Annotated in this window: 24 protein-coding genes; 15 read left to right on the forward strand and 9 right to left on the reverse strand. The window is 67.3% G+C overall.

Annotated elements, in window-relative coordinates; all coding sequences use genetic code 11:
* Positions 1 to 46 precede the first annotated feature (46 nt).
* From CJZ82_RS02915 to CJZ82_RS02925, 3 genes are all read left to right on the forward strand, one after another.
* Entirely contained in the window at positions 47 to 1,018 is a 972-nt protein-coding gene (locus CJZ82_RS02915) for a DMT family transporter (RefSeq protein WP_094554293.1), read from the forward strand.
* Positions 1,015 to 2,106 carry a glycosyltransferase gene (locus CJZ82_RS02920; RefSeq protein ID WP_094554294.1) on the forward strand — a complete coding sequence of 364 codons (1,092 nt, stop codon included), beginning with the start codon at positions 1,015 to 1,017 and terminating at the stop codon, positions 2,104 to 2,106. Before CJZ82_RS02915 ends, CJZ82_RS02920 begins: the two co-directional genes overlap by 4 nt.
* 85 nt (positions 2,107 to 2,191) lie before the next feature.
* Positions 2,192 to 3,985, forward strand: coding sequence for a glycosyltransferase family 39 protein (locus CJZ82_RS02925; RefSeq protein WP_094554295.1), 1,794 nt, complete (start codon positions 2,192 to 2,194; stop codon positions 3,983 to 3,985).
* Here the strand turns inward: CJZ82_RS02925 and CJZ82_RS02930 are convergent.
* Positions 3,979 to 4,512: a DUF721 domain-containing protein gene (locus CJZ82_RS02930; RefSeq protein ID WP_094554296.1), complete on the reverse strand. Its 534-nt coding sequence runs from the start codon at positions 4,510 to 4,512 to the stop codon at positions 3,979 to 3,981. The genes CJZ82_RS02925 and CJZ82_RS02930 overlap by 7 nt on opposite strands.
* A 90-nt stretch (positions 4,513 to 4,602) precedes the next feature.
* Between CJZ82_RS02930 and CJZ82_RS02935 the strand changes: the two genes are divergently transcribed.
* From CJZ82_RS02935 to CJZ82_RS02955, 5 genes are all read left to right on the forward strand, one after another.
* Positions 4,603 to 5,376, forward strand: coding sequence for a PspA/IM30 family protein (locus CJZ82_RS02935; protein WP_094554297.1), 774 nt, complete (start codon positions 4,603 to 4,605; stop codon positions 5,374 to 5,376).
* A gap of 74 nt (positions 5,377 to 5,450) precedes the next feature.
* Positions 5,451 to 5,771, forward strand: a complete 321-nt coding sequence (locus CJZ82_RS02940; protein ID WP_094554298.1) for a co-chaperone YbbN — start codon at positions 5,451 to 5,453, stop codon at positions 5,769 to 5,771.
* On the forward strand, positions 5,758 to 6,987 hold the full coding sequence (locus tag CJZ82_RS02945; RefSeq protein WP_094554299.1) for an aminotransferase class I/II-fold pyridoxal phosphate-dependent enzyme: 1,230 nt from the start codon (positions 5,758 to 5,760) through the stop codon (positions 6,985 to 6,987). The genes CJZ82_RS02940 and CJZ82_RS02945 overlap by 14 nt, the downstream gene beginning before the upstream one ends.
* 70 nt (positions 6,988 to 7,057) lie before the next feature.
* The gene (locus CJZ82_RS02950; RefSeq protein ID WP_233129997.1) at positions 7,058 to 7,753 is read left to right on the forward strand and encodes a biotin--[acetyl-CoA-carboxylase] ligase; all 696 of its coding nucleotides are present in this window, start codon (positions 7,058 to 7,060) and stop codon (positions 7,751 to 7,753) included.
* 67 nt (positions 7,754 to 7,820) lie between these two features.
* Positions 7,821 to 9,002, forward strand: a complete 1,182-nt coding sequence (locus tag CJZ82_RS02955; protein ID WP_094554411.1) for a M23 family metallopeptidase — start codon at positions 7,821 to 7,823, stop codon at positions 9,000 to 9,002.
* A 36-nt stretch (positions 9,003 to 9,038) separates the two neighbouring features.
* Here CJZ82_RS02955 and CJZ82_RS02960 read toward each other — a convergent pair whose 3' ends face one another.
* Positions 9,039 to 9,770 (reverse strand): ABC transporter ATP-binding protein, encoded by a 732-nt coding sequence (locus CJZ82_RS02960; protein WP_094554301.1) that lies wholly within the window; start codon positions 9,768 to 9,770, stop codon positions 9,039 to 9,041.
* Entirely contained in the window at positions 9,767 to 11,332 is a 1,566-nt protein-coding gene (locus tag CJZ82_RS02965) for an NAD(P)H-quinone oxidoreductase subunit N (RefSeq protein ID WP_094554302.1), read from the reverse strand. The genes CJZ82_RS02960 and CJZ82_RS02965 overlap by 4 nt, the downstream gene beginning before the upstream one ends.
* Positions 11,333 to 11,442: 110 nt before the next feature.
* Between CJZ82_RS02965 and topA the strand changes: the two genes are divergently transcribed.
* Genes topA through CJZ82_RS02990 form a run of 5 tightly spaced genes read left to right on the forward strand, consistent with a single transcriptional unit; the run spans position 11,443 to position 17,708 of the window.
* Entirely contained in the window at positions 11,443 to 14,178 is a 2,736-nt protein-coding gene (gene topA, locus CJZ82_RS02970; RefSeq protein WP_094554303.1) for a type I DNA topoisomerase, read from the forward strand.
* The gene (locus tag CJZ82_RS02975) at positions 14,178 to 14,765 is read left to right on the forward strand and encodes a hypothetical protein (protein WP_094554304.1); all 588 of its coding nucleotides are present in this window, start codon (positions 14,178 to 14,180) and stop codon (positions 14,763 to 14,765) included. The genes topA and CJZ82_RS02975 overlap by 1 nt, the downstream gene beginning before the upstream one ends.
* 10 nt (positions 14,766 to 14,775) lie before the next feature.
* Positions 14,776 to 15,438: a DUF2232 domain-containing protein gene (locus CJZ82_RS02980; protein ID WP_094554412.1), complete on the forward strand. Its 663-nt coding sequence runs from the start codon at positions 14,776 to 14,778 to the stop codon at positions 15,436 to 15,438.
* A gap of 6 nt (positions 15,439 to 15,444) precedes the next feature.
* Entirely contained in the window at positions 15,445 to 16,620 is a 1,176-nt protein-coding gene (locus CJZ82_RS02985) for a nicotinate-nucleotide--dimethylbenzimidazole phosphoribosyltransferase (RefSeq protein ID WP_094554305.1), read from the forward strand.
* Between the two features lie 20 nt (positions 16,621 to 16,640).
* Entirely contained in the window at positions 16,641 to 17,708 is a 1,068-nt protein-coding gene (locus tag CJZ82_RS02990; protein WP_094554306.1) for a hypothetical protein, read from the forward strand.
* Here the strand turns inward: CJZ82_RS02990 and CJZ82_RS02995 are convergent.
* The gene (locus CJZ82_RS02995; protein ID WP_094554307.1) at positions 17,705 to 18,841 is read right to left on the reverse strand and encodes an aldo/keto reductase; all 1,137 of its coding nucleotides are present in this window, start codon (positions 18,839 to 18,841) and stop codon (positions 17,705 to 17,707) included. The genes CJZ82_RS02990 and CJZ82_RS02995 overlap by 4 nt on opposite strands.
* Before the next feature lie 7 nt (positions 18,842 to 18,848).
* Positions 18,849 to 19,487, reverse strand: a complete 639-nt coding sequence (locus tag CJZ82_RS03000; RefSeq protein ID WP_094554308.1) for a bifunctional nuclease family protein — start codon at positions 19,485 to 19,487, stop codon at positions 18,849 to 18,851.
* A gap of 55 nt (positions 19,488 to 19,542) precedes the next feature.
* Between CJZ82_RS03000 and CJZ82_RS03005 the strand changes: the two genes are divergently transcribed.
* Positions 19,543 to 20,193 (forward strand): riboflavin synthase, encoded by a 651-nt coding sequence (locus tag CJZ82_RS03005; protein ID WP_094554309.1) that lies wholly within the window; start codon positions 19,543 to 19,545, stop codon positions 20,191 to 20,193.
* 76 nt (positions 20,194 to 20,269) lie between these two features.
* On the forward strand, positions 20,270 to 20,866 hold the full coding sequence (locus tag CJZ82_RS03010) for an HdeD family acid-resistance protein (RefSeq protein ID WP_094554310.1): 597 nt from the start codon (positions 20,270 to 20,272) through the stop codon (positions 20,864 to 20,866).
* A gap of 27 nt (positions 20,867 to 20,893) precedes the next feature.
* Here the strand turns inward: CJZ82_RS03010 and CJZ82_RS03015 are convergent, their stop codons facing one another.
* The 4 genes from CJZ82_RS03015 to CJZ82_RS03030 all read right to left on the reverse strand — a co-directional run bounded on the left by CJZ82_RS03015 (position 20,894) and on the right by CJZ82_RS03030 (position 24,734).
* Complete coding sequence (locus tag CJZ82_RS03015; protein ID WP_094554311.1) at positions 20,894 to 21,286, reverse strand: AbrB family transcriptional regulator; 393 nt, start codon at positions 21,284 to 21,286, stop codon at positions 20,894 to 20,896.
* 93 nt (positions 21,287 to 21,379) lie between these two features.
* A complete protein-coding gene (locus tag CJZ82_RS03020) occupies positions 21,380 to 21,904 on the reverse strand; it encodes a cytochrome c oxidase subunit 3 (RefSeq protein WP_233130009.1) in 525 nt (174 codons plus the stop codon).
* Between the two features lie 209 nt (positions 21,905 to 22,113).
* Entirely contained in the window at positions 22,114 to 23,784 is a 1,671-nt protein-coding gene (gene ctaD / locus CJZ82_RS03025; RefSeq protein ID WP_094554312.1) for a cytochrome c oxidase subunit I, read from the reverse strand.
* A 50-nt stretch (positions 23,785 to 23,834) separates the two neighbouring features.
* Positions 23,835 to 24,734: a cytochrome c oxidase subunit II gene (locus tag CJZ82_RS03030; protein WP_094554313.1), complete on the reverse strand. Its 900-nt coding sequence runs from the start codon at positions 24,732 to 24,734 to the stop codon at positions 23,835 to 23,837.
* Positions 24,735 to 24,927: the final 193 nt, after the last annotated feature.

Here is a 24,927-nt window from a genome sequence, read left to right on the forward strand (position 1 = left end):
AGATCGATGTCGCTGGATCTTAAAAAGGTCACCGACGACCGTTTCGATGACGCCCCAGCTCCGATGGCTGTTGATGCTGCTGCCCTTCGCCCTCTGGGGCACGGCGATGGCGGCGATGAAACCCCTGCTCGAGTCAGCCGGCCCGCTCACGATCGCCTGGATGCGCCTGCTGCCGGCAGCCCTGGCGGTGCTTGTGGTGGCGCGGCTGCAGGGGCGTTCCCTGGCGGTGGCGGCCTCCGACCGGTTCTGGTTGCTGGCCTTCGCCCTGGTGGACGGCACTCTGTTTCAAGGGCTGCTGGCCCGGGGTCTGGAGAGCACCGGTGCGGGCCTCGGCTCGGTGTTGATCGATTCCCAGCCCCTGCTGGTGGCCCTGCTGGCCCGCAGTCTCTTCGGTGAGGCCATCAATCCGGTGGGCTGGTCGGGTCTGCTGCTGGGACTGGCCGGCATCGCCTGCCTGGGCCTGCCGGCGCCGCTGCTGCGGCACTGGTGGCTGGATGGACCGGAGGCCCTGGGATTGCATCCCTGGAGCCATGGCGAGACCTGGATGCTGGGGGCGGCGGTGGCCATGGCGGTGGGCACCGTGCTCTGCCGATACGCCAGTCGCGGCAGCGACCCGGTGGCCGTCACCGGCTGGCACATGCTTATCGGCGGGGTGCCCCTGCTGATCGGATCGTTGGGCGTCACTCGGCTGGATCCGGCCGCGGCGCCCTTCTGGCCTGCCTGGAGCCCCCTGGAGTGGGGGCTGATGGCCTATGCCAGCCTGCTGGGCAGCGCCCTGGCTTACGGATTGTTCTTCTGGTTCGCCAGCCGCGGCGACCTCACCGGCTTCACCGCGCTGACCTTTCTCACGCCCGTGTTCGCCCTGCTCTGCGGCCTGCTGCTGCTGGAGGAACGGCTGCGGCCGCTGCAGTGGTTCGGCTCGGTCCTGGCGCTTGGCTCGGTGCTGCTGATCAACCAACGCCAGCGGCTCTGGAGCCCGGCGCTGCCCGAACCGGAACCGCCGGGCCTGCCCCCATGACGGCCCCCTTGAGCCTGCTCGTGGTGAGCACGCCGGTGGGAACGCTCGGCTCAGGTGCTGGCGGCGGCGTGGAGCTCACGCTCGAGAGCCTGGTGGCCGGTCTGCTCGGCCGCGGTCACCAGCTCACGGTGCTGGCCGCTGAGGGGTCGCGGCTCTCCAGCAGCTGCCTGGCCGCCCGGCTCTGGACGGCGGCCGGCGTCGATCAGCCCAGCTGGCAGCACCAGCTCCGTGACGCCCCCGTTCAGATTCCCGCTGCCGGTTTGCTGCCGGCCTTCTGGCAGCAGGTGCATGCTCGCCAGGGGGAGTTCGATGCGGTGTTGAACCTTGCCTACGACTGGCTGCCCTTCTGGCTCACCCCCCTGCTGCCCACGCCGCTGTTCCACCTGGTGAGCATGGGCTCGGTGGCGACGGTGATGGATGAGGTGATCGAGGCGGTGGCCCTGAGTGACCAGCGCCGGCTGGCCTTTCACAGCAGGGCCCAGGCCAGCGACTTCCGCCTGCCCGCCCCGCCGCTGGTGGTGGGCAATGGCTTCGACCTGTCGGCCTACAGCTTCCGCGAGCGGCCGGATCCCGAGCCCCTGCTCGGCTGGGCTGGCCGCATCGCGCCTGAGAAGGGGTTGGAGGACGCTGCGGCGGTGGCGGCCAGCCTGGGTGAGCGGCTGCTGGTCTGGGGGGTGCGTGAGGACCCGACCTATGCCGCCGCTGTGGAGGCTTCGGTGCCCTCAGGCACCATCGAATGGCGTGGTTTCCTGCCTACCAGTGCCCTGCAGGCGGAGCTGGGCCGCTGCCGGCTGCTGCTGAACACGCCCAAGTGGAACGAGGCCTACGGCAATGTGGTGGTCGAGGCGATGGCCTGTGGCGTGCCTGTTGTGGCCTACGCCCGTGGCGGCCCCGGCGAACTGATCGTGCCGGGTGTCACCGGGGTGCTGGTGCCCCCCGACGATGTGGCCGCTCTGACGCTGGCGGCGCGGGGCGCGGTGGGGCTGGAGCGCTCCGCCTGCCGCCGCTGGGTGGAGCGCCACGCCTCCAGGGAGGCATTCGCCGAGCGGATCGAGACCTGGATCCGGGAGGGTCTGCGCCCGGCCTAAGTTCGCAGCGACTCAGGCGCCACCCGTGTCCCCGTCCCCTTCCCGTTCCCCGGATGGGGCTCAACGTGCCACTGGTCGCTGGGCGGTGCTGGGTCTGATCCTGGTGCTGGGCATCGCCCTGTTTCTCTGGCAGCTCGGCGCCACAGGGCTGGTGGATGAGACACCTCCCCTGTTCGCCGCTTCCGCCCGGGCCATGGCCGAAACCGGCCAGTGGCTGATTCCCCACGTCAATGGACTGCCGCGCTACGACAAGCCGCCGCTGATCTACTGGCTGATGGGAGTGGGCTACATGATCCCCGGCCAGGAGCAGTGGAACCCCCTGGGCACCTGGGCCGCTCGTCTGCCCTCGGCCCTGTCTGTGATCGCCGTGATGCTCAGCCTGGGTTATACCCTGCTGCGCTGGCCACAGTCGAGCGGCGGGCTGCGCTCCGTCAGCACCGCCCTCGGTGCTGCTCTGGCCTTTGCCCTCTCGCCCTTGATCCTGCTCTGGGGGCGGATTGCCGTCAGCGATGCCCTGCTCACCGGCTGTCTGGCCGTGTCGCTGTTGCTGTTCTGGCAGAGCTGGGCTGAGCCTCGCCGAGCGGTCTGGCCCGCCTGGATCGTGCTCGGCCTGGCGGTGCTCACCAAGGGGCCGGTGGCCCTGGCCCTTGCGGCCCTGACCCTGCTGGGGTTCGGACTCAACCAGCGCCGCCTGGGGGCGCTCTGGCGACGGCTGCGGCCCCTGCCTGGTCTGGCACTCACCGCTCTGGTGGCTCTGCCCTGGTATCTGGCGGCTCTGGCGATGGAGGGCGAGCCTTTCTGGGCCAGCTTCTTCGGCTACCACAACCTGCAGAGATTCACATCGGTGGTGAACCAGCACCTTCAGCCCTGGTGGTACTTCGCGCCGGTGCTGCTGCTGGCCAGCCTTCCCTTCTCCCCCCTGCTTCTGCTCAGCTTGTTCAGGGCCCTGGGCCGCTGTTGGCACCGCTGGCGTGAGCAGGTGCCCCCCGCTGCCGCCTTGCTCGAGCCCGCCGGCTCCCTGGCCAGCTACGCCGCCTGCTGGCTGCTGGCCGTGTTGATCTTCTTCACCCTGGCCGCCACGAAACTTCCCAGTTACTGGCTGCCGGCCACACCGGCCGCCGGCCTGCTGATCGCCCTAACCGCCGCCGAAGGGGGTAGGGCCAGCCGCTGGGCCCTGGGGGCCTCCGTGGCGCTGATGGCGGCGCTCACCCTGGTCCTGGCGCTCTCGCCCAGCTGGATTCCCCTGATCAACGATCCGGAGATGCCCACCCTGCCGGCGGAGTTGCTGGCCAGTGGCCTGGTGCTGCGGGCGGCGGTCTGTTATGCCCTGGCCACCCTGGCCGGGCTCTGGCTCTGCTGGACGCCGAAGCCGCGGCCCTGGGGGCTGGTGCCAGCCCAGCTGGCTCTGGTGCTGTTTCACCTGCTGGCGGTCCTGCCAATGTGGAATCTCGGGGACCGGGTGAGGGGGCTGCCGGTACGGACGGTGGCCCAGCAGGTTCGGCTGCAGCGCCTGGGCGCCGAGCCCCTGGCGATGGTTGGAATCCTCAAACCGTCGCTGCACTACTACACCCGTCAGGTGGTCCTCTACGAGGGGATATCCCGCACCGCGCTGGTAAACCTGGCCGACCGCCTCGAGCGGGAACACCGCCTGGGTCTGAGCCCCAGCTCCGCTGAGGTTCAACCCACCGTGCTGGTGGTGATCGATCAGGGCACGGCCAGGAAGCCCCACTGGCAGGGCCTCGCTCCAGTCGAGCTGGGCCGCTCTGGGCTGTACCGGCTCTGGCGCCTCGATCGGGGCCGGCTCCAGCGACGGGCCGCTGAGCTGCGGGCCGCTGGAGTGGCGCCCACCTGGCAGCTGCCGGTGCCCGAGCGTTACTGACCTGGGGCCTCCTCCAGGTTGCGGTGGCAAAGGCCGCAGTGGCCCCAGCGGGCCAGTTCACCGGCTGGGGCGGGGCTGCAACAGGCGGGGCAGAGTCCCAGCCCATGCACGTCCACCCGGCTGGGATGGGCAGCCCAGACCTGGGCGATGTCCTCACTGCCCGGCAGCCCGGCGGCATGGGCCTGGTGTTGACGAAAGCGCAGGTCGCGGACGGGAAAACCGGACCCCCGCAGGGCGCCCAGCAACTGATGGCGGTTGTAGCGGAGGGCCTGCAGCCATTGGGGATGCTGGGCGCCCACGGTCAGCACGCCGCCGCGGAGGCTGAGAGGGCGGCAGTGGGGGGCGAGCTGGTCGCCGGCGATCCGAGGCCAGGCCTGCCACAGGGCGGCCAGGCTGCCGGCCCGCCGCCACTCCTGCTGGATCTGATCCAGGCAGGAGCCCACAGCAACGATCGGCGCCGGAGGTGCCGGCATCAGCACGCTCACGTTGCCGATCCGGCGCACCTGATCCTGCGGAGCCTTGGCCATGACCTGAGATTAGGGAGTGAGGGTGCGGGCAACCGTCCGTGTTCCGGTGAGCCACAGCGGCTACCCTCCGGATTGCCCCCACCTCGACCCATGGGCTTCTTCGACCGGCTCAGCCGCCTGCTGCGGGCCAACCTCAACGATCTGGTCAGCAAGGCCGAGGATCCTTCCAAGATCCTGGATCAGTCCGTGGCGGACATGCAGTCCGACCTGGTGAAACTGCGCCAGGCGGTGGCCACCGCTATCGCCAGTCAGAAACGGCTTCAGAACCAGGCGGAGCAGGCGGACTCCCAGAGCAAGTCCTGGCTGAACAAGGCCGAGCTGGCGCTCAAGGAGAACAGGGAGGATCTGGCCCGCGAGGCCCTCAGCCGCCGCAAGACGTACCAGGACACCGCCACGGCTCTCAATGCCCAGCTCAACAGCCAGGCCGGTCAGGTGGAAACGCTCAAGAAGAGCCTGACCGCCCTTGAGGGCAAGATCGCCGAGGCGAAGACCAAGAAGGACATGCTCAAGGCCCGCTCCCAGGCGGCCCAGGCTCAGGAGCAGCTTCAGAGCGCCGTGAGCGGTCTGGGCACCAACAACGCCATGGCCGCTTTCGAGCAGATGGAGGAGAAGGTTCTGCAGCAGGAGGCCCGCAGCCAGGCGGCTGCCGAGCTGGCCGGCGCCGATCTCGAAAGTCAGTTCGCGGCCCTTGAAGGCACCGACGTTGATGACGAGCTTGCCGCTTTGAAGACCCGCCTCGAGGGAGGCGCCAATCCGATCGCCCTGCCAGTTGAGAACGGCCCGGTTCCCCAGCTCGAACCGGTGAAGGTGGCTGAGGTGGACGCCGAGCTCGAGGAACTGAAACGCTCGATCGACAAGCTCTGAGCTCAACCAGGAGGATCTGATCCCCCTGGCGACCCCGGCCGGCTCCATACAATCCTTTCAGCTGAACCGGGTCCGTGGCCGTTGCTGTTTTCACCGATGCCAACTTCGAGGCTGACGTGCTTGCCGCCCCCGGCACGATTCTGGTCGATGTCTGGGCCAGCTGGTGTGGCCCCTGCCGGCTGATGGCTCCCCTGATGGACTGGGCCGCGGCCGAGTACGGCGGGCGGCTGCTGGTGGGCAAACTCGAAGCTGATCCGAATCCCTGCGTCCGCGACAGCCACAAGATCCAGGGTCTTCCCACCCTCATCCTGTTCCGCGACGGCAAGGAACTGGCTCGCCACGAGGGCGCCATGGCCAAACCCCAGCTCAAGGCCTTCCTGGATGCCCATCTCTGAACGGGTCACCCGCCTGGGTCAGGGGGTCTTCGCACGCAACGACCAGCGCAAGATCGCCTACAGCGAGGGTCTGCTGAATCCGGAGCGGCCCCCCGGCCGCCCCACTCTGCTGGATCTCTCCCTCGGCTCCACCGACCTGCCCCCTCCGGCGGTGGCGCTGGAGGCCATGGCCGCGGCCATGAAACTGCCCAGCAGCGCCTCTTACTGCCTCCACGGCGCCACCCTGCCGTTCAGGGAGGCAGTGGCGGCCTGGGCCGGGCGCCGCTTCGGCGTGACGGTTGACCCTGAGGCTGAGGTCCTGCTGCTGGTGGGCTCCCAGGAGGGCACGGCCCACCTGCCCCTGGCGGTGCTGAACCCCGGCGAGCCGGCCCTGCTGCTGGATCCTTACTACCCCTCTCACAACGGTGGGCTGCAGCTGGCCTCAGCCCGCACCGAGTTGCTGCCCCTGCGCGCCGACCAGGGCTGGCAGCCCCAGTTCGAGGCGATCTCCCCGGCCGTCTGGGATCAACTGAGGCTGATGGTCCTCGGCTTTCCCCACAACCCAACCGCCACGGTGGGAGAGCAGGAGTGGCTGGATCAGGCCGTCGCGCGGGCCCGGCGCCATGGCTTCGTGCTCGCTCATGACAACCCCTATGTGGACCTGGCCCTCGAGGGCGAGGCACCGGCGCTGCTGCGCAATCCCCACTGGCGCAGCTGTGGCATTGAGTTCTTTTCCTTTTCCAAGAGCTGGTGTCTGGGTGGCTTCCGCCTGGCCTTCGCCATCGGCGCCGAGCCCCTGATCACAGCCCTGCGTCAGCTCAAGGGCGTGGTGGATTTCAACCAGTCGCTGGCCCTCCAGACCGGGGCGATCGCTGCCCTGGAACAGGCGCCCCAGTGGCCGGCGCAGCTGCGTGAGGTGTACCGGCTGCGCCGCGACCGCATGGCGGCGGCCCTGGAGGCCCAGGGCTGGCCGTTGCAGCGGCCCTCGATGGCGCTCTACCTCTGGCTGGGCCTGCCGGAGGTGGCCCGGGCCCGGGGTCTCGATTCGGAGTCGTTCTGCGCGGCCCTGCTGGAGGCCACCGGCGTGGCGCTGACCCCCGGCAACGGCTTTGGCCCCAGCGGCGAGGGCTGGATGCGACTGGCGCTGGTGCACCCGGTGGAGGAGCTGGAGGCGGGTGCCGAGCGGATTGGCGACTGGCTGCGCCGCCTCGATGATGCACTGGGCCCAAGCCATTGAGAAAGCCGTGATCGGCAGGGTTCAGGCGGCGCGACGACAAGCGTGCGCCACGCCGGGTTTGGACCTACCGGTGCCGCGGCTGCCCTGGCGGCTTACGTGGTGGCCCTGCTGCGGCAGCACCGAGCAGCGGCTGGAGCAGGAACTGGCCTCCGGAGGCCAGCCACCGCTGGCGGTGCTGGCCGGCCACCAGCGTTTCGGTCATGGCCAACGGGGGCGGCCCTGGATCTCCCCACCGGGGGGGGTGTGGCTGAGCGCGGCCCTGCCCTGGCCGGCGGAGCCTGGTGCCAGCTCGGCGCTGGGGCTGGCCGTGGCTGTGGGCCTGGCCCAGCAGCTGGAAGCACTCGGTCTGACCGTTCAGCTCAAGTGGCCCAACGATCTGCTGGTGAACGGGCGCAAGCTGGCTGGCCTGCTGCCGCGCCTGAGCCTGCGGGGGCCAGCGATTCGCCTGGCCCGGGTGGGGGTTGGTCTCAATAGCCGCAACCGGGTGCCGGCCGGTGCCATCAGCCTGCGCGAGGCTCTCGGCCGTCAGACCACGGCCAGCGATGTGCCTGCCCTGACGGCTCGCGTGCTGGCCGCACTGGAGTGGGCGGTGTTCCGCAGCACCAGCCCCGAACTGGTGCGCCGCCTGGCTGAGCGCCGCCTGCTGGTGCCCGCCGAGGTGATGACCTACCGCCAGGAACGCTGGCAGGTGGAGGGTCTGAGCGTGGATGGCGGCCTGCTGCTGAGTCGCGCTGGCGAGCGGATTGTGCTCAGGCGCAGCTTCTGAGGGGCCCACTTGCCGAGGGGGTCAGTTGTGTGGCTGAACACAGGCAGAGTTTCTTATGCTCCTGCCAATCAACTCTGATTCCGGTTTGCGTCGCTACTTCTGGTACAACCGCCTGCTGCTGGGCTCCCTGGTGCTGGTGTCAGCTCCCCTCAGCCTGGCTCAGTTGCAGCCTCCGGCAGAGCTGACGGCCCCTGTTGAGCCTGCTGCACCGGCCGCACCCCAGACCCTTGCTGCTCCGGCTTTGCCCCCCCCGGCGCCAGCTCCCCGCGCCCTTTCACCTCGCCTGGCCAACGATCCCCCGGCGCCGCTGAAGCCGAGTTTCGATCAGGTTCCCCAGGGCCGGCCTCGCCGCTTTGATCAGTCGCTGGACGAACTGGTTCGCCAGGGGGTCGTGACCCCTGCTGAGCGCAGCCGGGTTCAATCCTCCGGTGCCCTGCGGCCCGGGGAATTGCCTGCCCACCAACAGGCTTGCAGCAGTGGAGCTCTCTCGGAGCAGGAGTGCCGCACCGGCGTGTCCGTGCGCTGGCGCGGGCGCAATCCCCTGGAGGAGGAGCGCCTCGACAACGGAGACAAGACCAGTGGAACGCTCATGGCCGGTATGGGCCGCTTCGGTAGTGACGGCCTGCCACTCCCTCCGATCACCGTGCCCGTCTCGGCTCTGCTCTCCGGTGCAGGCGGCAGTTTTCGCCTCAGTGATGTCTTCGGTGTGACGCCCCGCCCAGCTCCCCTGGCGGGTAATGGCAACCGGGGCCTGCTCTTTCCCCTGATCGGCTCCGCCGTCACCACCAGCGGCTTCGGCTGGCGATTGCACCCGGTGCTGGGCAGCTGGCTGATGCACGCCGGCAAGGATCTGGCAGCCCCGGAAGGCACCCCCGTGGTGGCAGCTCTCGCCGGGCGGGTGGTGAGCAGCGGTGTGGAGGGCGGCTACGGGCTGGCGGTGGAGATTGAGCACAGGAATCCCCTGCGCCGCACCCTCTATGGGCACCTCTCTGAGCTCTACGTCAAGGAAGGCGAACAGGTGAAGCAGGGCGCCGTGATCGGACGGGTGGGCAGCACTGGCCTTAGTACGGGTCCTCACCTCCATTTCGAACTGCGGCTGCCGGAGAACGGCGGCTGGGTGGCTGTGGATCCCGGCATGCTCGATCCCGGCGGTTCGGTGGTCGGTGGCCCCGATGCCATCGCTCTGCTGATGGGCCAGCTGTTGCAGAGCCTGGAGCGGCCTGTTGCCCCGGCCCCGGCGGCAGGCTGATTCGGCGTTTTGGTTGATCCTTGGTGAGTGGATCAATCAGTCGGCGATGCGGCCGTCGCGGAAATGCACCACCCGCTGGGCCCGCGCGGCCACGTCGTCTTCGTGGGTCACCAGCACCACCGTCATCCCCTGACGATGGAGGTCGTCGAAGATCTCCAGCACTTCCTGGGTGGTGTGGGAATCAAGTGCACCGGTGGGCTCATCGGCCAGCAGCAGGGCTGGCTGGTTGATGATCGCCCTGGCCACAGCCACCCGCTGTTGCTGGCCTCCTGAGAGTTCGTTGGGCTTGTTGCGCAGGCGCTGGGCCAGCCCAACCCTCTCCAGTGCAGCCACGGCCCGCTCACGACGCTCCTTGGCGGGGATGCCGGCATAGACCATCGGCAGGATCACATTGTCGAGCGCACTCATCTGGGGCAGCAAGTGGAACTGCTGGAACACGAAGCCGAGACTGCGGTTGCGCAAGTCCGCAAGGGCGTCGTCATCGAGTTGCTCAACTGGAGTTCCCCTCAGCAGGTAGCTGCCGGAGGTGGGGCGATCCAGGCAGCCAATGATGTTCATAGCTGTACTTTTCCCCGACCCTGAGGTGCCCATCACGGCGAGATAGTCGCCGGGCTGGACCGTGAGGCAGAGGTCGTCGAGAGCTCTTACCTCCGTATCACCGGACCCGTAGATCTTGGTGATGTGCTCGAGACGAGCAACCGGTTCCTGATCGGCCACCGGACCTGTGCCGGGCCGAGTTGAAGAGGCTGGGGCGCTCAGTCCGCTCATCCAAGGGCCGCGGCGGCTGATTCACTGGCCGCGATCGCGTGCTGGAGCATCGGCGTGCCCGCCACGGCGGCATTGGCCCAGGTGAACAACGGACTGGAGAGGACTCCTCCGATGGCCGTCACCAGCACGCAGCCCACCAGAGCGGTCCGCAAGGGTTGCATTCCAGCGAGATTCCAGCTGATCTCCGGATAAGCCTTCACCACATCGGAGGCTTCTTGCGGTTCTTTCACCACCATCATCTTGATCACAGAGATGTAGTAGTAAATCGATACCACCGACGTGATCAGGCCGACCACCACGAGAAGATATTGCTGATCGGCCCAGCCGGCGAAGAAGAGATAGATCTTGCCGAAGAATCCCAGCATCGGCGGGATTCCGCCCAGGGAGAGCAGGCAGAGGCTCAGGCCCAGGGTGATCAGGGGATCCTTCTGGTACAGACCGGCGTAATCGGAGATGCGGTCGCTGCCGGTGCGCAGGGAGAAGAGAATGATGCAGGCGAAAGCGCCCAGGTTCATGAACAGGTACGCCGCCATGTAAAGCACCATGGCGGCGTAGCCGTCCTCGGTGCCGCAGACCAGGCCGATCATCACGAATCCGGCCTGACCGATGGAGCTGTAGGCCAGCATCCGTTTCATCGAGGTCTGGGCCAGTGCCACCACGTTGCCCAGGGTCATGCTCAGGATCGCCAGCACCGTGAAGAGCACCTTCCACTGGGCATCGAAGCTCTCGAAGCAGCCCACCAGCAGTCGCAGGGCAAGGGCGAAGCCTGCTGTCTTCGAGCCCACCGAGAGGAAGGCCACCACAGGGGTCGGCGAACCCTCGTAGACATCCGGTGTCCACTGGTGGAAGGGCACCGCCGCGATCTTGAAGGCCACCGTGGCCAGAACGAACACCAAGGCCAGGGCCGTGACGGGGGTGGCGCTGGTCTGCAGGGCCAGGCCCACCGCCTCCAGGCTGGTTTCGCCACCGGTGAGGCCGTAGAGCAGGGAGGCGCCATAGAGGAAAACCGCAGCGGCTGCTGAACCCACCAGCAGGTACTTGAGGGCGGCTTCTCCCGAGCGGGCATCACGCTTCATGTACCCGGAGAGCAGATAGCTCGAGACCGACAGGGTTTCCAGTGAGATGAAAATGCTCACCAGGTCTGTGGCTCCGCAAAGGAACATGGCCCCGAGGGTGGCCGCCAGCAGGATCGCTGCGTACTCCCCAACCGGCGTGCCGCTGCGTTCCACATAGCGCCAGCTGATCAGCAGGGACAGCAGTGTTGACGCGGCAACGACGCCGCGGAAGGCGATCGCGAGGTTGTCGGCCAGGAACGATCCCAGGAAGGAGGGCTCCAGGGGTGCGTTCCACTGCAGGGCCAGCAGCAGCAGGGCAGTGCTCAGCCCCGCGTAGCAGATGGGAGGCACCCAGCGGCTGGCGGCTTCCTCTCCGGCCAGATCCACCAGGAGACAGACCAGCAGGGCAACCAGTACGGCGCTTTCTGGAGCAATGGCACCGGCGTTGAGCTGCAGAGCCGTGATGGCCGGAGATCCCCCAGCGGTCAAGGCGGAAAACACCGTCATCACTGGTCTTCAGCAGGTCGTGATGCTGCGGAGTGTAGCCGCGATGGCAGGACTTGTTTGGCAGTGCGGGCCCCCGATGCGATAAAGAGGGAACCGGTTCATGCCTGCCTGTGGCGCACACGCTGGTCATCGTCGAGAGCCCCACCAAGGCCCGCACCATCCGCGGCTACCTGCCGAAGGAGTTCCGGGTCGAGGCGTCCATGGGACACGTGCGTGACCTGCCCAACAACGCCAGTGAGATTCCGGCTGCCCACAAAGGGGAGAAGTGGGCCAACCTCGGCGTCAACACGGCCCACCAGTTCGAACCGCTCTACGTGGTTCCGAAGGACAAGAAAAAGATAGTCAAGGAGCTGAAGGAGGCCCTCAAGGGTGCCGATCAGCTGCTGCTGGCAACGGACGAGGACCGGGAGGGGGAGAGCATCAGCTGGCACCTTCAGGAGCTGCTCAACCCCAAGGTTCCCGTCAAGCGGATGGTGTTTCACGAGATCACCAAGGAGGCGATCGGCCGCGCCCTTGAGGAGACCCGTGATCTGGACATGGAGCTGGTCCATGCCCAGGAGACCCGCCGGATCCTGGATCGGCTGGTGGGTTACACCCTCTCACCCCTGCTCTGGAAGAAAGTGGCCTGGGGTCTCTCCGCCGGTCGGGTGCAGTCGGTGGCCGTGCGGCTGCTGGTGCAGCGGGAGCGTGCCCGCCGAGCTTTCCGCAGTGGTTCCTACTGGGACCTCAAGGCCAGGTTGAAGCACGACGGCAGTGAGTTCGAGGCCAGGCTCACCCATGTCGGTGGGGAAAAGATCGCCGGCGGCTCTGATTTCGACGAAACCACCGGCGCGCTCAAGGCCGGCAGCAAGGTGCGGCTGCTGGAGGAATCGGAAGCCCGCGGCCTGCGTGAAACGGTGCTCAGTCAGCCCTGGCGCGTGGCTGAGGTGGAGGCCAAGCCCACCACGCGCAAGCCGGTGCCACCGTTCACGACCAGCACCCTGCAGCAGGAGGCCAACCGCAAGCTGCGCCTCTCCGCCCGCGACACCATGCGCACCGCCCAGGGGCTCTACGAGCGCGGCTTCATCACCTACATGCGCACCGACTCGGTGCATCTCTCCGATCAGGCGATCAACGCCGCCCGTGCCTGTGTCAGGGAGAAGTACGGCCCCGACTACCTCAGTCCTGCACCGCGGCAATTCAGCACCAAATCCCGCAACGCCCAGGAGGCCCACGAGGCGATCCGCCCCTCTGGCGATGCCTTCCGCACCCCCAGGGAAAGCGGACTGGATGGCAAAGATCTGGCCCTCTACGAGCTGATCTGGAAGCGCACCGTGGCCTCTCAGATGGCTGAGGCACGGCTGACCATGCTGAGTGTGGAGCTGCAGGTGGCGGAGGCCAGCTTCCGAGCCAGCGGTAAGCGCATTGATTTTCCCGGCTTCTTCCGGGCCTACGTGGAGGGCAGCGACGATCCCGATGCCGCTCTCGAAGGCCAGGAAGTGCTCCTGCCTTCCCTCGCTGTCGATGATCGGCCCGCTTGCTCCGGGGTGGAGGCCCTCGGCCATCAGACCCAGCCGCCGGCCCGCTACAGCGAGGCCGCTCTGGTGAAGATGCTGGAGAAGGAGGGCATCGGCCGCCCGTCCACCTACGCCAGCATCATCGGCACGATCGTCGACCGCGGCTACGCCACCCTCGCGGGCAACGCTCTCACTCCCAGCTTTACGGCCTTCGCCGTGACCGCCCTGCTGGAGGGCCATTTCCCCGACCTGGTGGACACCAGCTTCACCGCCCGGATGGAGTCGAGTCTGGATGAGATCTCCACCGGCAAGCTGGAGTGGCTCCCTTATCTCACCGAGTTCTACAAGGGGGAGAAGGGCCTGGAAACCCAGGTGCAGCAGCGGGAGGACGACATCGACCCCACCGTCTCGCGCACAATCGAGCTGGAGGGACTCCCCTGCGTGGTGCGGATCGGCCGTTTCGGCGCCTACCTCGAGGCCAAGCGGGTGGATGACGACGGCAACGAGGAGCTGATCAAGGCCACCCTTCCCCAGGAGATCACCCCGGGAGAACTCGATAGCGAGCAGGCCGAGCTGATCCTGCGCCAGAAGAGCGAAGGACCGGAATCCATCGGTGTCGATCCGGAATCCGGCGAAGCCATCTACTTGATATTCGGCCAGTACGGCCCCTACCTGCAGAGGGGGCAGGTGAGCGATGAGGTCCCCAAGCCGAAGCGAGCCTCCCTGCCCAAGGGCGTCAAACCCGAGGAACTCAGCCTTGAAGATGCCCTCGGCCTGCTGCGGCTGCCGCGCCAGCTCGGGGAGCACCCGGACGGCGGCAAGGTTCAGGCGGGTCTAGGCCGCTTTGGCCCCTATGTGGTGCACGACAAGGGCAAAGGCGAAAAGGATTACCGTTCGCTCAAGGCCGAGGACGACGTGCTGGCAGTGGACCTGTCGCGGGCCCTGGAGCTGCTGGCCATGCCCAAGCGCGGCCGGGGCGGGCGCACCGCCCTGCGCGATCTCGGCACTCCCGAAGGCGCGAGCGAAGCCATCCAGGTCTTCGATGGCCCCTACGGCCTCTACGTAAAGCAGGGCAAGGTCAATGCCTCCCTGCCCGAGGGCACCGGCGCCGAGGCCGTCACTCTCGAGCAGGCCGTCGAGTTGCTGGCGGCCAAGGCCACCAGCGGCAAGAGCAAGACCGGTAAAACCGGTGCGACGAAAGCAGCCGCCAGCAAGGCAGGCTCGTCAAAGGCCAAGCCCAAAGCCCAGCCCAAGGCAGCCGCTGCCGGCAAGCCCAAGGTCCCCTCCACCACCAAGACGGGCCGCCCCAGGGCCAGCTCGGTGCGCATCATCCAGGCTGGCTCGGGCTGATGGCCCGCCCCCTGATCCATGGCCTCAGCCTGGCGGGGTTGGCGGGCGTTCTGCTCGCTGCCCTGTCCGCCTGCAGCGGCACTCCTCTCGGTGATCGTCTCTCCGGCAGTTTCGGAGCACCGGCCACCCCTGCCGCTGCTCCGGGGAGTTCCACCGACACCAGATCAGAGGCCGGCGCCGGCAATGCCACTGGAGCGGCAGGGACCAGTCCTGCCGCCGGAAAAGCCGCCGCGCCGCCCCCGTCCCCTTCGCCCACCTCGCCGGCAGGCACGGCCGGGGCGAGCGGATCTGCCAAGCCTGGTGAGGCGGCTCCCACCAAGCCCGCCAAGCCAGTCGCCAGCCTCCAGGGGGCAGGGTCCGCCCCACGCTCCCCCGCCAGTTCTGCTGCTTACCGAATCACCATCAAGCTGCCCGGGGCTGATCCCTCCGCCCCCGCCGAGCTGGTCACGGAGGCCCTGCGGGCAGCGGGGGTGAGTTTCGAAGTGGAGACGATCGAGCGGATGCCATCAGAGGGCGGCCGTGCCACCGCTCCTGCGGGTGCCAATGCGGCCGCTCCGGCCTCCAGCCCTGCCCCGGCCCCCCGCTGAGCCTGCTGCGATGCATCCCTCGTCTCCCCCCACCACCAGCCTCAGCCCCCGCCAGGCCCGCCAGTTGGTGGAAACTGCCTATCTGGCCTCAGCCACCGCCCTGCTCTGGGCGGGCCTCTACTACCTGCCCGTGGGGGGAGCCCTGTTTCGACTGGCCCTGCCCCTCCCCCTGGCCCTTCTGCAGGTGCGTCAGGGCTGGAGGTCCGGTTGGGAGGGGGCGGTGGTGGCGTCTCTGCTGCTGGTGGCGCTGATGGGCCCGATCCGTGGGCCCCTGGTGCTTTTCCCCTACGGACTGCTGGCCCTGTGGCTTGGTTGGGGCTGGGGTGCCCGGCGCAGCTGGTGGCTCACCTGGGGCGTGGGCCTGCTGATCGGCAGTGGTGGCTTTCTGGTGCGGGTGGCAGTTCTCTCGCTCCTGCTGGGGGAGAACCTCTGGGTATTGATCACCGCCGCTGCCGCCGGTTTGCTCGAGCGCCTCAGCTCGCTGCTCAACCTGGGGGTCGGCCCCGACCTGCTGCAGGTGCAGCTGATGGCCCTGGCTCTGGTGCTGGTGCAGAACCTGATCTACGTGCTGGCGCTCCATGCAGTGGCTTACTGGATCTTCCCCCGGTTGCAGGCCCCGATCACTGAGCCGCCACCCCAGTTGCGTTCCCTGGTGACGCTCGATCCCCTCTGATTCCCCTTGATCAGCCTCTGCGGTGACCCTGACCAGGCCCGTCGCTGGTGTGAGCACCTAGCCCGCGACTGGCCCGCCAGCAAGATCCTGTTACTTCTGGCTGGTACCGATACAGCGGCGGTGCCAGGCATCTCCGCTGCCGGAGCCACCCCTGAGGTGCGTCTCCACACCGCCGCCGCCGACGCGGAGCTGCTCCTGCTCGGCCCGTCGGGGCAGCGGCCCCACGCCTTGCCACCTCTGCCCGCCGGGGTCAGCCCGGCCCTGATTTCCCATGTGGTCTGCCGGGAGCTGTCTCTGGTGCCGCTGGTGGCCGACCTGGGCTGCGCCGTGGCACCAGCGGTCTCCCACCTGCGCCTGGGCGGCACGCCGGCCCGTTGCCTCAGCAGCGGAGCCGCGATGCCGAGGCAACGGGTGGAGCGGCTGCTGCGCCTGGGCCAGCGCTGGGGAGCCCGCTGGTGTGCGGCTCACCATGACACCGCGACGGGCGAGCCGCCTCCGGTGTTGATTGCCGAATGCGTGCCGGGGGGCACCAGCACGGCTCAGGCGGTGCTCACTGGGCTGGGGGTGGAAGCTGCGGGTCTGGTGAGCGGCAGCCTGCGCCAGCCGGCCCATGGGCTCAAGAGCGAGCTCACGGCTCGCGGGCTGGCGGCGGCGGGGCTGGGGTTGGGGCTTGCTGAGGCTCAGCCGGTTCCCGGAGCGCTGCCGGCGCTCGATCCCCTGGCGGTGCTCTCCGCCGTGGGCGATCCGATGCAGGCCCTTGCCGCGGGACTGTTGCTGGGGATCGCCGGCCGACGGGTACCGGTGCTGCTGGCCGGGGGCAGCCAGATGGCCGCCGTGCTGGCCCTGGCCCTGGCCCTGGCACCGGCCAGCCAGCGCACCTGCCTGGCAAACCATGGGGCCATCGCCACCACCGCCTGGGTGGCCCAGGAGCCCGGCAGCGACCTCAGCCTGTTGCTGGAGCGCCTCGGGGAGCGCTGGGGAGTCAGGCCGATGGCCTTTGCCAGTTCTCTGCGCTTTGGCGCCTGCCGCAGTGTTGCCCTGCGCGACTACGAGCGGGGGTACGTCAAGGAGGGGGTAGGGGCCGGCGGTCTCGCCCTGCTCTGGGAGCTGAGCGGCCGCTCCCCAGCTGCACTGGCTGCCGCCTGCGATCAGGCGATGCAGGAGCTGCAGGACAGCATCTGATCGCCTCCTAGGGTCCAGCCATGCAGGCCGATCCCCGTCCTCTCAGCTGCTCCATGAGCCGCCGCAGGCTGCTGCAGCTCTCTGCCGTTGCAGGCCTGGGCCTGGTGGGGGGCTGCGGTCGGGGCACCAGCGTGCAGCTGGTCTACGGGCGTGGCGAGCTGCCTGCTGTCTGGGCAAAACGACTGCCGGATCCCTGGCGGGCCCAGGCCGTGGAAGGCCCCGAAGCGGTGCTCTCCGCCCGCGCTGCCGCCCTGGTGCAGCTGGGGGACGGCTGGCTGGAGGCGACGGATGCCGATGCCTGGCAACCATTCGTGTCGGCGGGCTCCCCTGCCTCAGCTGAGCTCTGGGAGGGGCTGGCGCCCGAGGCCCAGCCACTCACCCGCCTGTTCCGCCCTGAACCGGCCCCGGCTCTGGCCTACCCCTGGTCCTTCGGGACCTGGTTGCTGGTGCTGCGCAACCGCCGCGACCTGGTGGACCGCGCAGCTGAGGGTTGGTCGCTGCTGCTGGACCCGAGCCTGCGAGGTCAGCTGCTGCTGCCCTCCTCGCCGCGGCTGGTGATCGATCTGGCCCTGCGTCAGCTGGGGTTGCCTCCAGACGCTCCGGCCAGTCTCAGCGACCCTCGCCTGGGTGATCAGCTCAGCCGGCTGCGCGGCCAGGCCGCTGCCTTCGATGATCGCGATGGCCTCAACCTGCTGCTCACAGGCGAAGTGGAGGCCGCCGTGCTGCCCAGCCAACGGGTGCTGCCGCTGCTGCGCAGCGATACCCGCCTGAGCGCCCTGCTGCCCGCCAGCGGTTCTGCCCTCTGGTGGAACCTGCTGCTGCGCCCGGCCCAGACCAGGGAGGTTCCGCCGCTGCGCTGGTTGCTGCAGGCCCGGGAAGCGCCCCTGCTCAGCCGTCTGCTGGCGGCAGGCTGGGTGCCGCCGCTGCGTCGGGACCTTCTGGCCGCTGCGCTCTCCAGCTGGCCGCCGGCGGTGGCGGCCCTCCTCTATCCGGCGCCGGCCGTGCTGGCGCGCTGCACCTCCCTGCCGCTGCTGGCGCAGGAGCAGCGCCGCGAGTTGCAATCGCTCTGGGACCGCAGCGGCTCCTAGCCCCAGAGCCGGCGCCTAGGGGCAGCCGCCAGGCGCCGGTGGGTGTCGGCCAGAAGGGCGGGGATCTCCAGCCCATGGGGGCAGCGGGGCAGGCAGGCGCCGCAGCTGTGGCAGGCACTGGCATCGAGCGCTTCCCACCAGTGGCCGGCCCGGCCGATCAGGTTGTAGCGCTCGCTCGCGAAGGTCTCCATGCCATGGCCCAGGGCCAGATTGCGCAGGCGCAGCAGTTCAGGTATCGGGACACCGCTCGGGCAGGGCAGGCAGGCCCGGCATTGGCCGCAGCGCTCGGCACCGAGGCGGCTTTGGCCGCTGGCCTCCAGATGGCGGAGGGCATGGAGCTCCTGGTTGTCCAGGGGGCCGGCGGCGGACTTCAGTTGCCCGGCCAGCTCAAGATCCTGCCTTCGCTCGGCACCGAGGGTCAGGCTGCTGATCCCCTTGGCCAGCAGGTATCTGTAGGCCAGTCGCAGGGGCTCCAGGGGCGCGCAGTCGGCTATCAGCTCTGGGGGAGGGTCGTAGAGGCGTCCGCCCTTGTCGGCCGGAGAAATGGCCAGAACCCCAATGCCCCCGGCCAGGGCCCGCTGGGCCAGGGGCACCCGCTCCTGATCGAAGAGGTGCAGGTGCAGGCTGCAGAAGCTGAACCGCCCGCTGGCGAGGGCCTGCTCAATCAGGGGGGTGGAGCCATGGCTGCTGAACCCCAGCTGACCCACCAGCCCCTGCGCCAGGGCCCACTCCAGCAGCCGCGCCCCCTCCCCTTCCAGGGCCCACGCCAGGTGCTCGGGCCTGTTGAGCCCATGCACCGCGAGGTTGTCGAGGCGGTGGACCCCCAGCCTTTGCAGGCTGCCGAACAGCTGGGCCTGGCCGCTCTCGAGTGAGGCGCCGGGGAGGATCTTGCTGGTGAGCACAAGCTCGGCGCGGTCTCCTGGGCGGCTGGTGGCGATCCTGTCCAGGGCCTGGCCCAGACAGGCCTCGGCCGGCCCGTAGGAAGGGGCTGTTTCGACGTGGTTGATGCCGGCGTCAAGGGCGGCCTCCAGCACCTCCAGCATCTGCTCGGGGCTGCCGGTGGCTCGCATCGTGCCGAGGGTGAACAGGGAAATCCCAGGACCGGAGCCCAACGGACGCCGCTCAGGTGGCACGCCGGCCTCAGGAGTTGCTGGAGGAGGGTGCTGGAGGTTCATCCATCGGACCATTGGTGGAACCGTTGTCCGCAGCACCTGGGCCCGGCTCGTCGTCACCACCGTCGTCGTCGCGACTTTCGGGGTTGTCACTGTCAGGGTTGTCCTGGCGCTGGGCCCGGCTGAGGTTGCGGATCAGCTCAGCGGGGCTCACCTGGTCGAGAAAGCGGCGGAAATCGGCCTTTTCCTCGGCATCGGCCTCGGAATCCACTGGGATCGAGGCGTCGGCCACCACCTCCTCCAGCATCCAGATCCCGCTGCCGGTGCGCAGGGCCAGGGCGATCGCGTCGCTGGGCCGGCAATCGAGTTCGCTGGCCTCGCCGTCGGAGTCGGTGAGCTTGAGCACGGCACGGAAGGTGGCGTCCTCGATCGAGTGGATGATCACCCGCTCCAGGCTGACCCCGCCCACGGCCATCAGGGAGGCCATCAGGTCGTGGCTGAGGGGACGGGGCGGAGTCGTTCCCCCCAGGCCCGCGAGGATGTTCTGGGCCTGGGCCTGGTCGATCCAGATCGGCACCTGCCGGCGGCCGGAGGGATCCCGCAACAGCACGATCGGGCTGCGGCTGGCCGCATCCAGGGCGATTCCGGCAACGCGCATCTCCACCATGGTCCTGCAGCGCTGGGCCTTTATCCGATTATGACCAGGAGCGCCGCAACCTCCCATGTTCACCGGTCTGGTTCAGGCGGTTGGCCGCCTGCGGCGCCACCCCCATGGCGTGACCATCGAGGGTCTGAGCGGTCTCGATCCCCTTGCCCTTGGTGACAGCGTGGCGGTGGACGGGGTCTGCCTCACGGTCAGTGCCCTGATGGCGGATGCCTTCCTTGCCGATGTCAGTGAGGAGACGCTGCGGCGCAGCACCCTGGCCAACAAGGCCGAGGCCGGCGCGGCCGTGAATCTGGAGCCGGCGCTGCGTCTTTCGGATCGCCTGGGGGGGCACCTGGTCAGCGGCCATGTCGATGGCGTGGGCGAAGTGCTGGCGGTGTCACAGGAAGCAGGCTCCTGGCGTCTGGAGCTTGCCTGGGAGGATCCCGCCTATGGCCGCTATGTCTGCGACAAAGCCAGCGTGGCGGTCGACGGCATCAGCCTGACGGTGGCGGGCAGCAGCCCGGCCGGGGAGCGCTTCTGGATCGCTGTGATCCCTCACACCTGGGGCAGCACCACGCTGATAGAGCGGCAGGTGGGCGACCGGGTCAACCTGGAGGCGGATCTGCTGGCGAAGTACACAGAACGCTTGCTGAAGCAGGAGTCGCACCCTCGGGCTTCGGCGCCGCCTCTGGACCGGTCCTGGCTGGCGGAGCATGGTTGGGGCTGATCAGGAATGCCAGCCCCGGCCTGGGTCCCCGGAGACTCGCCGTAGCCTGATGAAAGTCGACGCTGACAGGGCCGCCATGACCTCGCCGCTCCCGCCCCTGCGCCCGCTCGATCAGCGTCAGGTGGCCGCCCTGCGCACCTTCACCATCGCCGAAGGGGTGCTGATGCTGGTGCTGGGGGTGCTGGCGCTGGTGTTTCCGGTGGTGGCCTCCTTCTGGATCACGGCGATGGTGGCCCTGGCCTTCCTGGTGGGGGGTCTGGTGGGTTGGATCGACAACCTGGTGAGGGGCCGTCAGCTCAGTCGCCGCCACACCTTCTGGCGGCTGGTGGTTTCGACCCTGTTCCTGGTGACCGGCGGCTGGATGATCTCCCAGTTCCGCGGAGGGCCACTGCAGATGGCCGATCAGGTGGCGGCCCTGTCCCTGGCCGTGGGCGTGGTCTTTCTGGTGGAAGGCCTGGTGGCGGTGCTGGTGGCGATCAGCCACCGGGGTGCACCTGGATGGGTCTGGGGCCTGCTCAACGGCCTTGTCACCCTGGTGCTCGGTGCCTTGATCCTGTCGATGAAACTGGGTGGTCAGCTCTCGGTGCTGGGGATTCTGGTGGGGGTGAGCTTCCTGTTCAGCGGTATCGACCTGCTGGCCTTCGGCGCCGGATTCCATCCCGAAGAGGACTGAATCGCCGCCTGATAACTGATCCGTTCTTCAGGGATGGGCCGGGGTGTTGGGGCCGGTTTCGGATTCTCCCCCGTCGCCATCAACGGAGAGCAGCCAGATCGCGCCGGTTTCGTGGTGGATCTGGATATGGAACTCCTGCCCGGGCTCCAGCCCCATGCGACGGGTGTAGGCATGGCCGATCAGCAGGTTGCCGTTGCCATGCACGCGGGTGCGGAACTCGGCCTGGCGCCCCTTGCTAGCCCCTGAGCTGGCCGCACTTCCGCCCAGCCTGTAGCCCTTGGCTTCCACCAGAGCCCTGTAGAAACTCTTCTTGAGGACCCGTCCCCCCGGGCTCACATAGCCGCAGCCCCGGGCGATTTCATCTTCCGAGCAGTTGCTCAGGGAGCGGGCCTTGTCGAGCAACTCCTTGCCCTGGAGCATGGTTCTGCCGAGTGACGGCACGACATTCGACATGGTTTTAACAGTCCTGGCTCCGATTGTGGCCAGGGGGATGGAGATTCGGCAAGGGTCCCTTCAAAGTAGATAGAGAATGCCGTAAAGAACTAACCAGATTCCATCGACGAAGTGCCAGTAGAGCTCCGCGGCTTCCACTCCGAAGTGATGATCGGCGGTGAATCGTCCGGGGATGCGGGCTTGCCACCAGACGATCAGGATCATCAGAGCCCCCAGCGATACGTGCAGACCGTGGAATCCAGTCAGGGCGTAGAAGGTGCTGGCATAGAGATTGTCGGTGAGCCCGAAGGGCAGGGAAAAGTACTCCACCATCTGGCCTCCGAGGAAAGCCAGGCCCAGCCCCGCTGTGATCAGCAACCAGAGGCGGCACGCCCCGAGCTGATCGTGGCGCAGTTCCTTGGCGGCGCGGTGAAAGGTGAAGCTGCTTATCACCAGCAGAACGGTGTTGATCGTTGGGAGGATCAGTTCAAGTTCGTAGACCGCTCCGGCTGGCAGGGGATTCACCGCCCGGAAGGTCAGGTAGGCGGCGAAGAAGCCGGCGAAGGTCATGCCGTCGGCCACCAGGAATGTGGCCAGGCCGAACATGCGGTGGTCGGGGTGGCCGTTCTCTGTCGCAACCTGGGCCAGGGCCGCCGATCCCTCAGGCAGTGGCGGGGCGAGGGTGTTGGACGGAGATTGATCCGAGCTGGGGGAGAAGGCTGTCATGGGGGCTCCTGGCGATGAAGGAGGAAATCAGGGACGGCTGGACATGAGGCTGGGCCCGAAGTCTTCTTGGCGACCAGGCCGAGAACTGATCATTGGCCGCTGGACCAGATCTCGCGGCCGGTAGCGGCTCCGAGATCGATCTGGCCAGGTGCAACCCCATAGCCGTAGGGGTGCTGCACCAAAGGGGCTTCCCCTTTCCAGTTTTCAACCGGTGGCGGCGAGCTGGTGAGCCACTCAGGTGTGAGGGCGTTCCAGGGGTTGTCGCCGGCTACACGGCCGGAGAAGGCACTCCAGAACACGTTGATCAGAAAAGGCAGGGTGCTCACCGCCATCAGCAGGGCGCCGACACTGCTGATCTGATTCATCAGTGTGAAATTAGGGTCATATTCGGCGACGCGGCGAGGCATGCCGTTGAGGCCTAACCAGTGCTGGGGAGCGAAGCAAAGGTTGAAGCCGATGAAGGTGATCAGAAAGTGGAACCGGCCGAGGTCTTCGTTCAGCATCCGGCCGGTGAATTTCGGGAACCAGTGGTAGATCGATCCGAAGATCACAAATACCGTTCCGCCGTACACCACATAGTGGAAATGACCCACGACGAAGTAAGTGTCGTGAACGTGGATGTCAAATGGCACCTGTGCCAGGGCCACGCCTGTGATACCTCCGAAGACAAAGTGAACGATGAAGGCGCAAGAGAACAGCATCGCGCTGTTAAGGGCGATCTTGCCGCCCCAGAGGGTCGCCAGCCAGTTGAAGAATTTGATGCCGGTGGGCACGGCGATGAAGGCTGTGGCAATCGTGAAGAACAGGCGCATCCAGGGCGGTGTGGCGCTGGTGAACATGTGGTGGGCCCAGACGATCAGCCCAAGGAAAACGATGCCCAGAATTGAGTACACCATGGTGGTGTAACCGAACAGGGGTTTGCGGGAATGCACCGGCAGGATCTCACTCACCAGACCGAAGGCCGGCAGCACCATGATGTACACGGCTGGGTGGGAGTAAAACCAGAAGAGGTGCTGATAAACCACCGCGTTGCCGCCCAGGGCAGGATTGAAGAAACCTGTGTGGGCGATGATGTCGAAGCTGAGCAGCACCAGAGTGCCTGCCAGCACTGGAGTGGAGAGCACAACAAGGATGCTGGTGCCGAGCATGGCCCAGCAGTACATCGGCAGCTGCATCATCTTCAGACCAGGCCTGCGCATCTTCAGGATCGTGGCGATGAAGTTGATGCCACCGAAGATGGAGCTGCCCCCCAGCAACAGCACGCTCAGAATCCAGACCACCTGACCGGCCGCGGGCGTGGTCAGGCTGAGGGGTGGATAGGCCGTCCAGCCTGACTGGGCCGCACCGGCGATGAAGTAACTGGCGATCAGCAGGAAACCTGCCGGCGGGATCAGCCAGAAGGCCACGGCATTGAGCCGCGGGAAAGCCATGTCGCGGGCACCGACATAAAAGGGAATCAGATAGTTCCCGAAAGCACCGTTCACAACCGGCACAATCCAGAGAAAAATCATCACCGTGCCGTGGAGGGTCAGAACCTCGTTGTAGGTTTCCCTGCTCATGAAATCCGAGATCGGGCTCACCAGCTCAACCCGGATCATCCCGGCCAGTGCTCCGCCGACCAGATAGAAGAAGAAGCCTGCCACCATGTATTGCAGGCCGATCACCTTGTGATCAAGGCTGAAGCTGAGATAACGCAGCCAACCCTCGGGCTGAAGCCCAGGCGGCGAAGAACTGGTCTGCGGCGGAAGAGCGATGGTCATGGGGGCGAGCGGCGAAGCGGTGGGGAAAAACTGAGCTGCTGGATGGCCGATCAGCCCGTGGAGCTGGTGCTGGGAGCGATGGCCACGGTGGCGGTGTTGTTCTTCTCGAACCAGGTTGCGAACTCGTCTGGTTCATGCACCACCACGGTGGAGCGCATGCCGCCGTGGTACGGGCCGCAGAGCTCAGCACAGATGATCGGATAACTGCCGGCCTTGATCGGGGTGAAGGTCAGCAGGGTCGGCTGTCCGGGGATGATGTCCTGCTTGAGACGAAACTCGGGCACCCAGAAGGCATGGATGACATCGCGGGCCTCCATGCGTAACTCCACAGGCTGACCCTTCTGAACATGCAGCTCGCCGCTGGTGATGTCGCCCTGCGGGTAATGGAACAGGAAGGCGAACTGGAGTGCGGTCACTTCGACTGGGAGAGCTGGCCCAGCCGAGATCTGGCCGGATCCGATACCACCCCAGATCCGTTTGGAAGGCTCAAGGGGAGTGCCGAGAACGGAGGCCTGGATCACGGCTCCGGCGCTGCCATCGCTCGCCTGCGGCGCCATTGCCGCGCCATGCATGGAGTGGGGATCACTGAGGGGAACCATGCCACCCATGCGGTCGTAGATGTCGTAGCTGTAGATGCCAACGAACAGCACCACGATCGCTGGAATTGCGGTCCAGAAAATCTCCAGCTGGAGATTTCCCTCGACGGCTGCTCCATCTCCAGTCTCACCGTCGCGGCGGCGGAAACGGATCAAGCTGAACACCAGAAGCCCAAAAATTCCGATGAACAGGATGCTGCCAATGCTGAAAAGCACCTTGAACAGCTGGTCGTAAATCGGCGCATTCAAGCTGGCTGCTACTGGCAGCAGTTCAACGTTCTGGCCAATCCAGAGGCCAGTGAGCACAAGGGCCATTCCCAGAACAAGGCTGAGAATGGCTGAGGGGATCGGCACGACTGGCACAAAGCTCGCTCCACCATATGGGGATCGTCGGCGCGGCGCTCGTGGCTGTCAGCAAGCCCTTCGTGTGCGTTGAAAGCCTGTGAGGAACTCAGCACATGATGGCGAGTCATTGCGGCTGGGACCTGCCCGAGCACGTGCGTGCTTCCCCACAACCGCACGGCTACACCAGCCGCGATCGCTAGCT

It is taken from the genome of Synechococcus sp. 1G10 (assembly GCF_002252625.1).
Lineage (GTDB): Bacteria > Cyanobacteriota > Cyanobacteriia > PCC-6307 > Cyanobiaceae > Regnicoccus_A.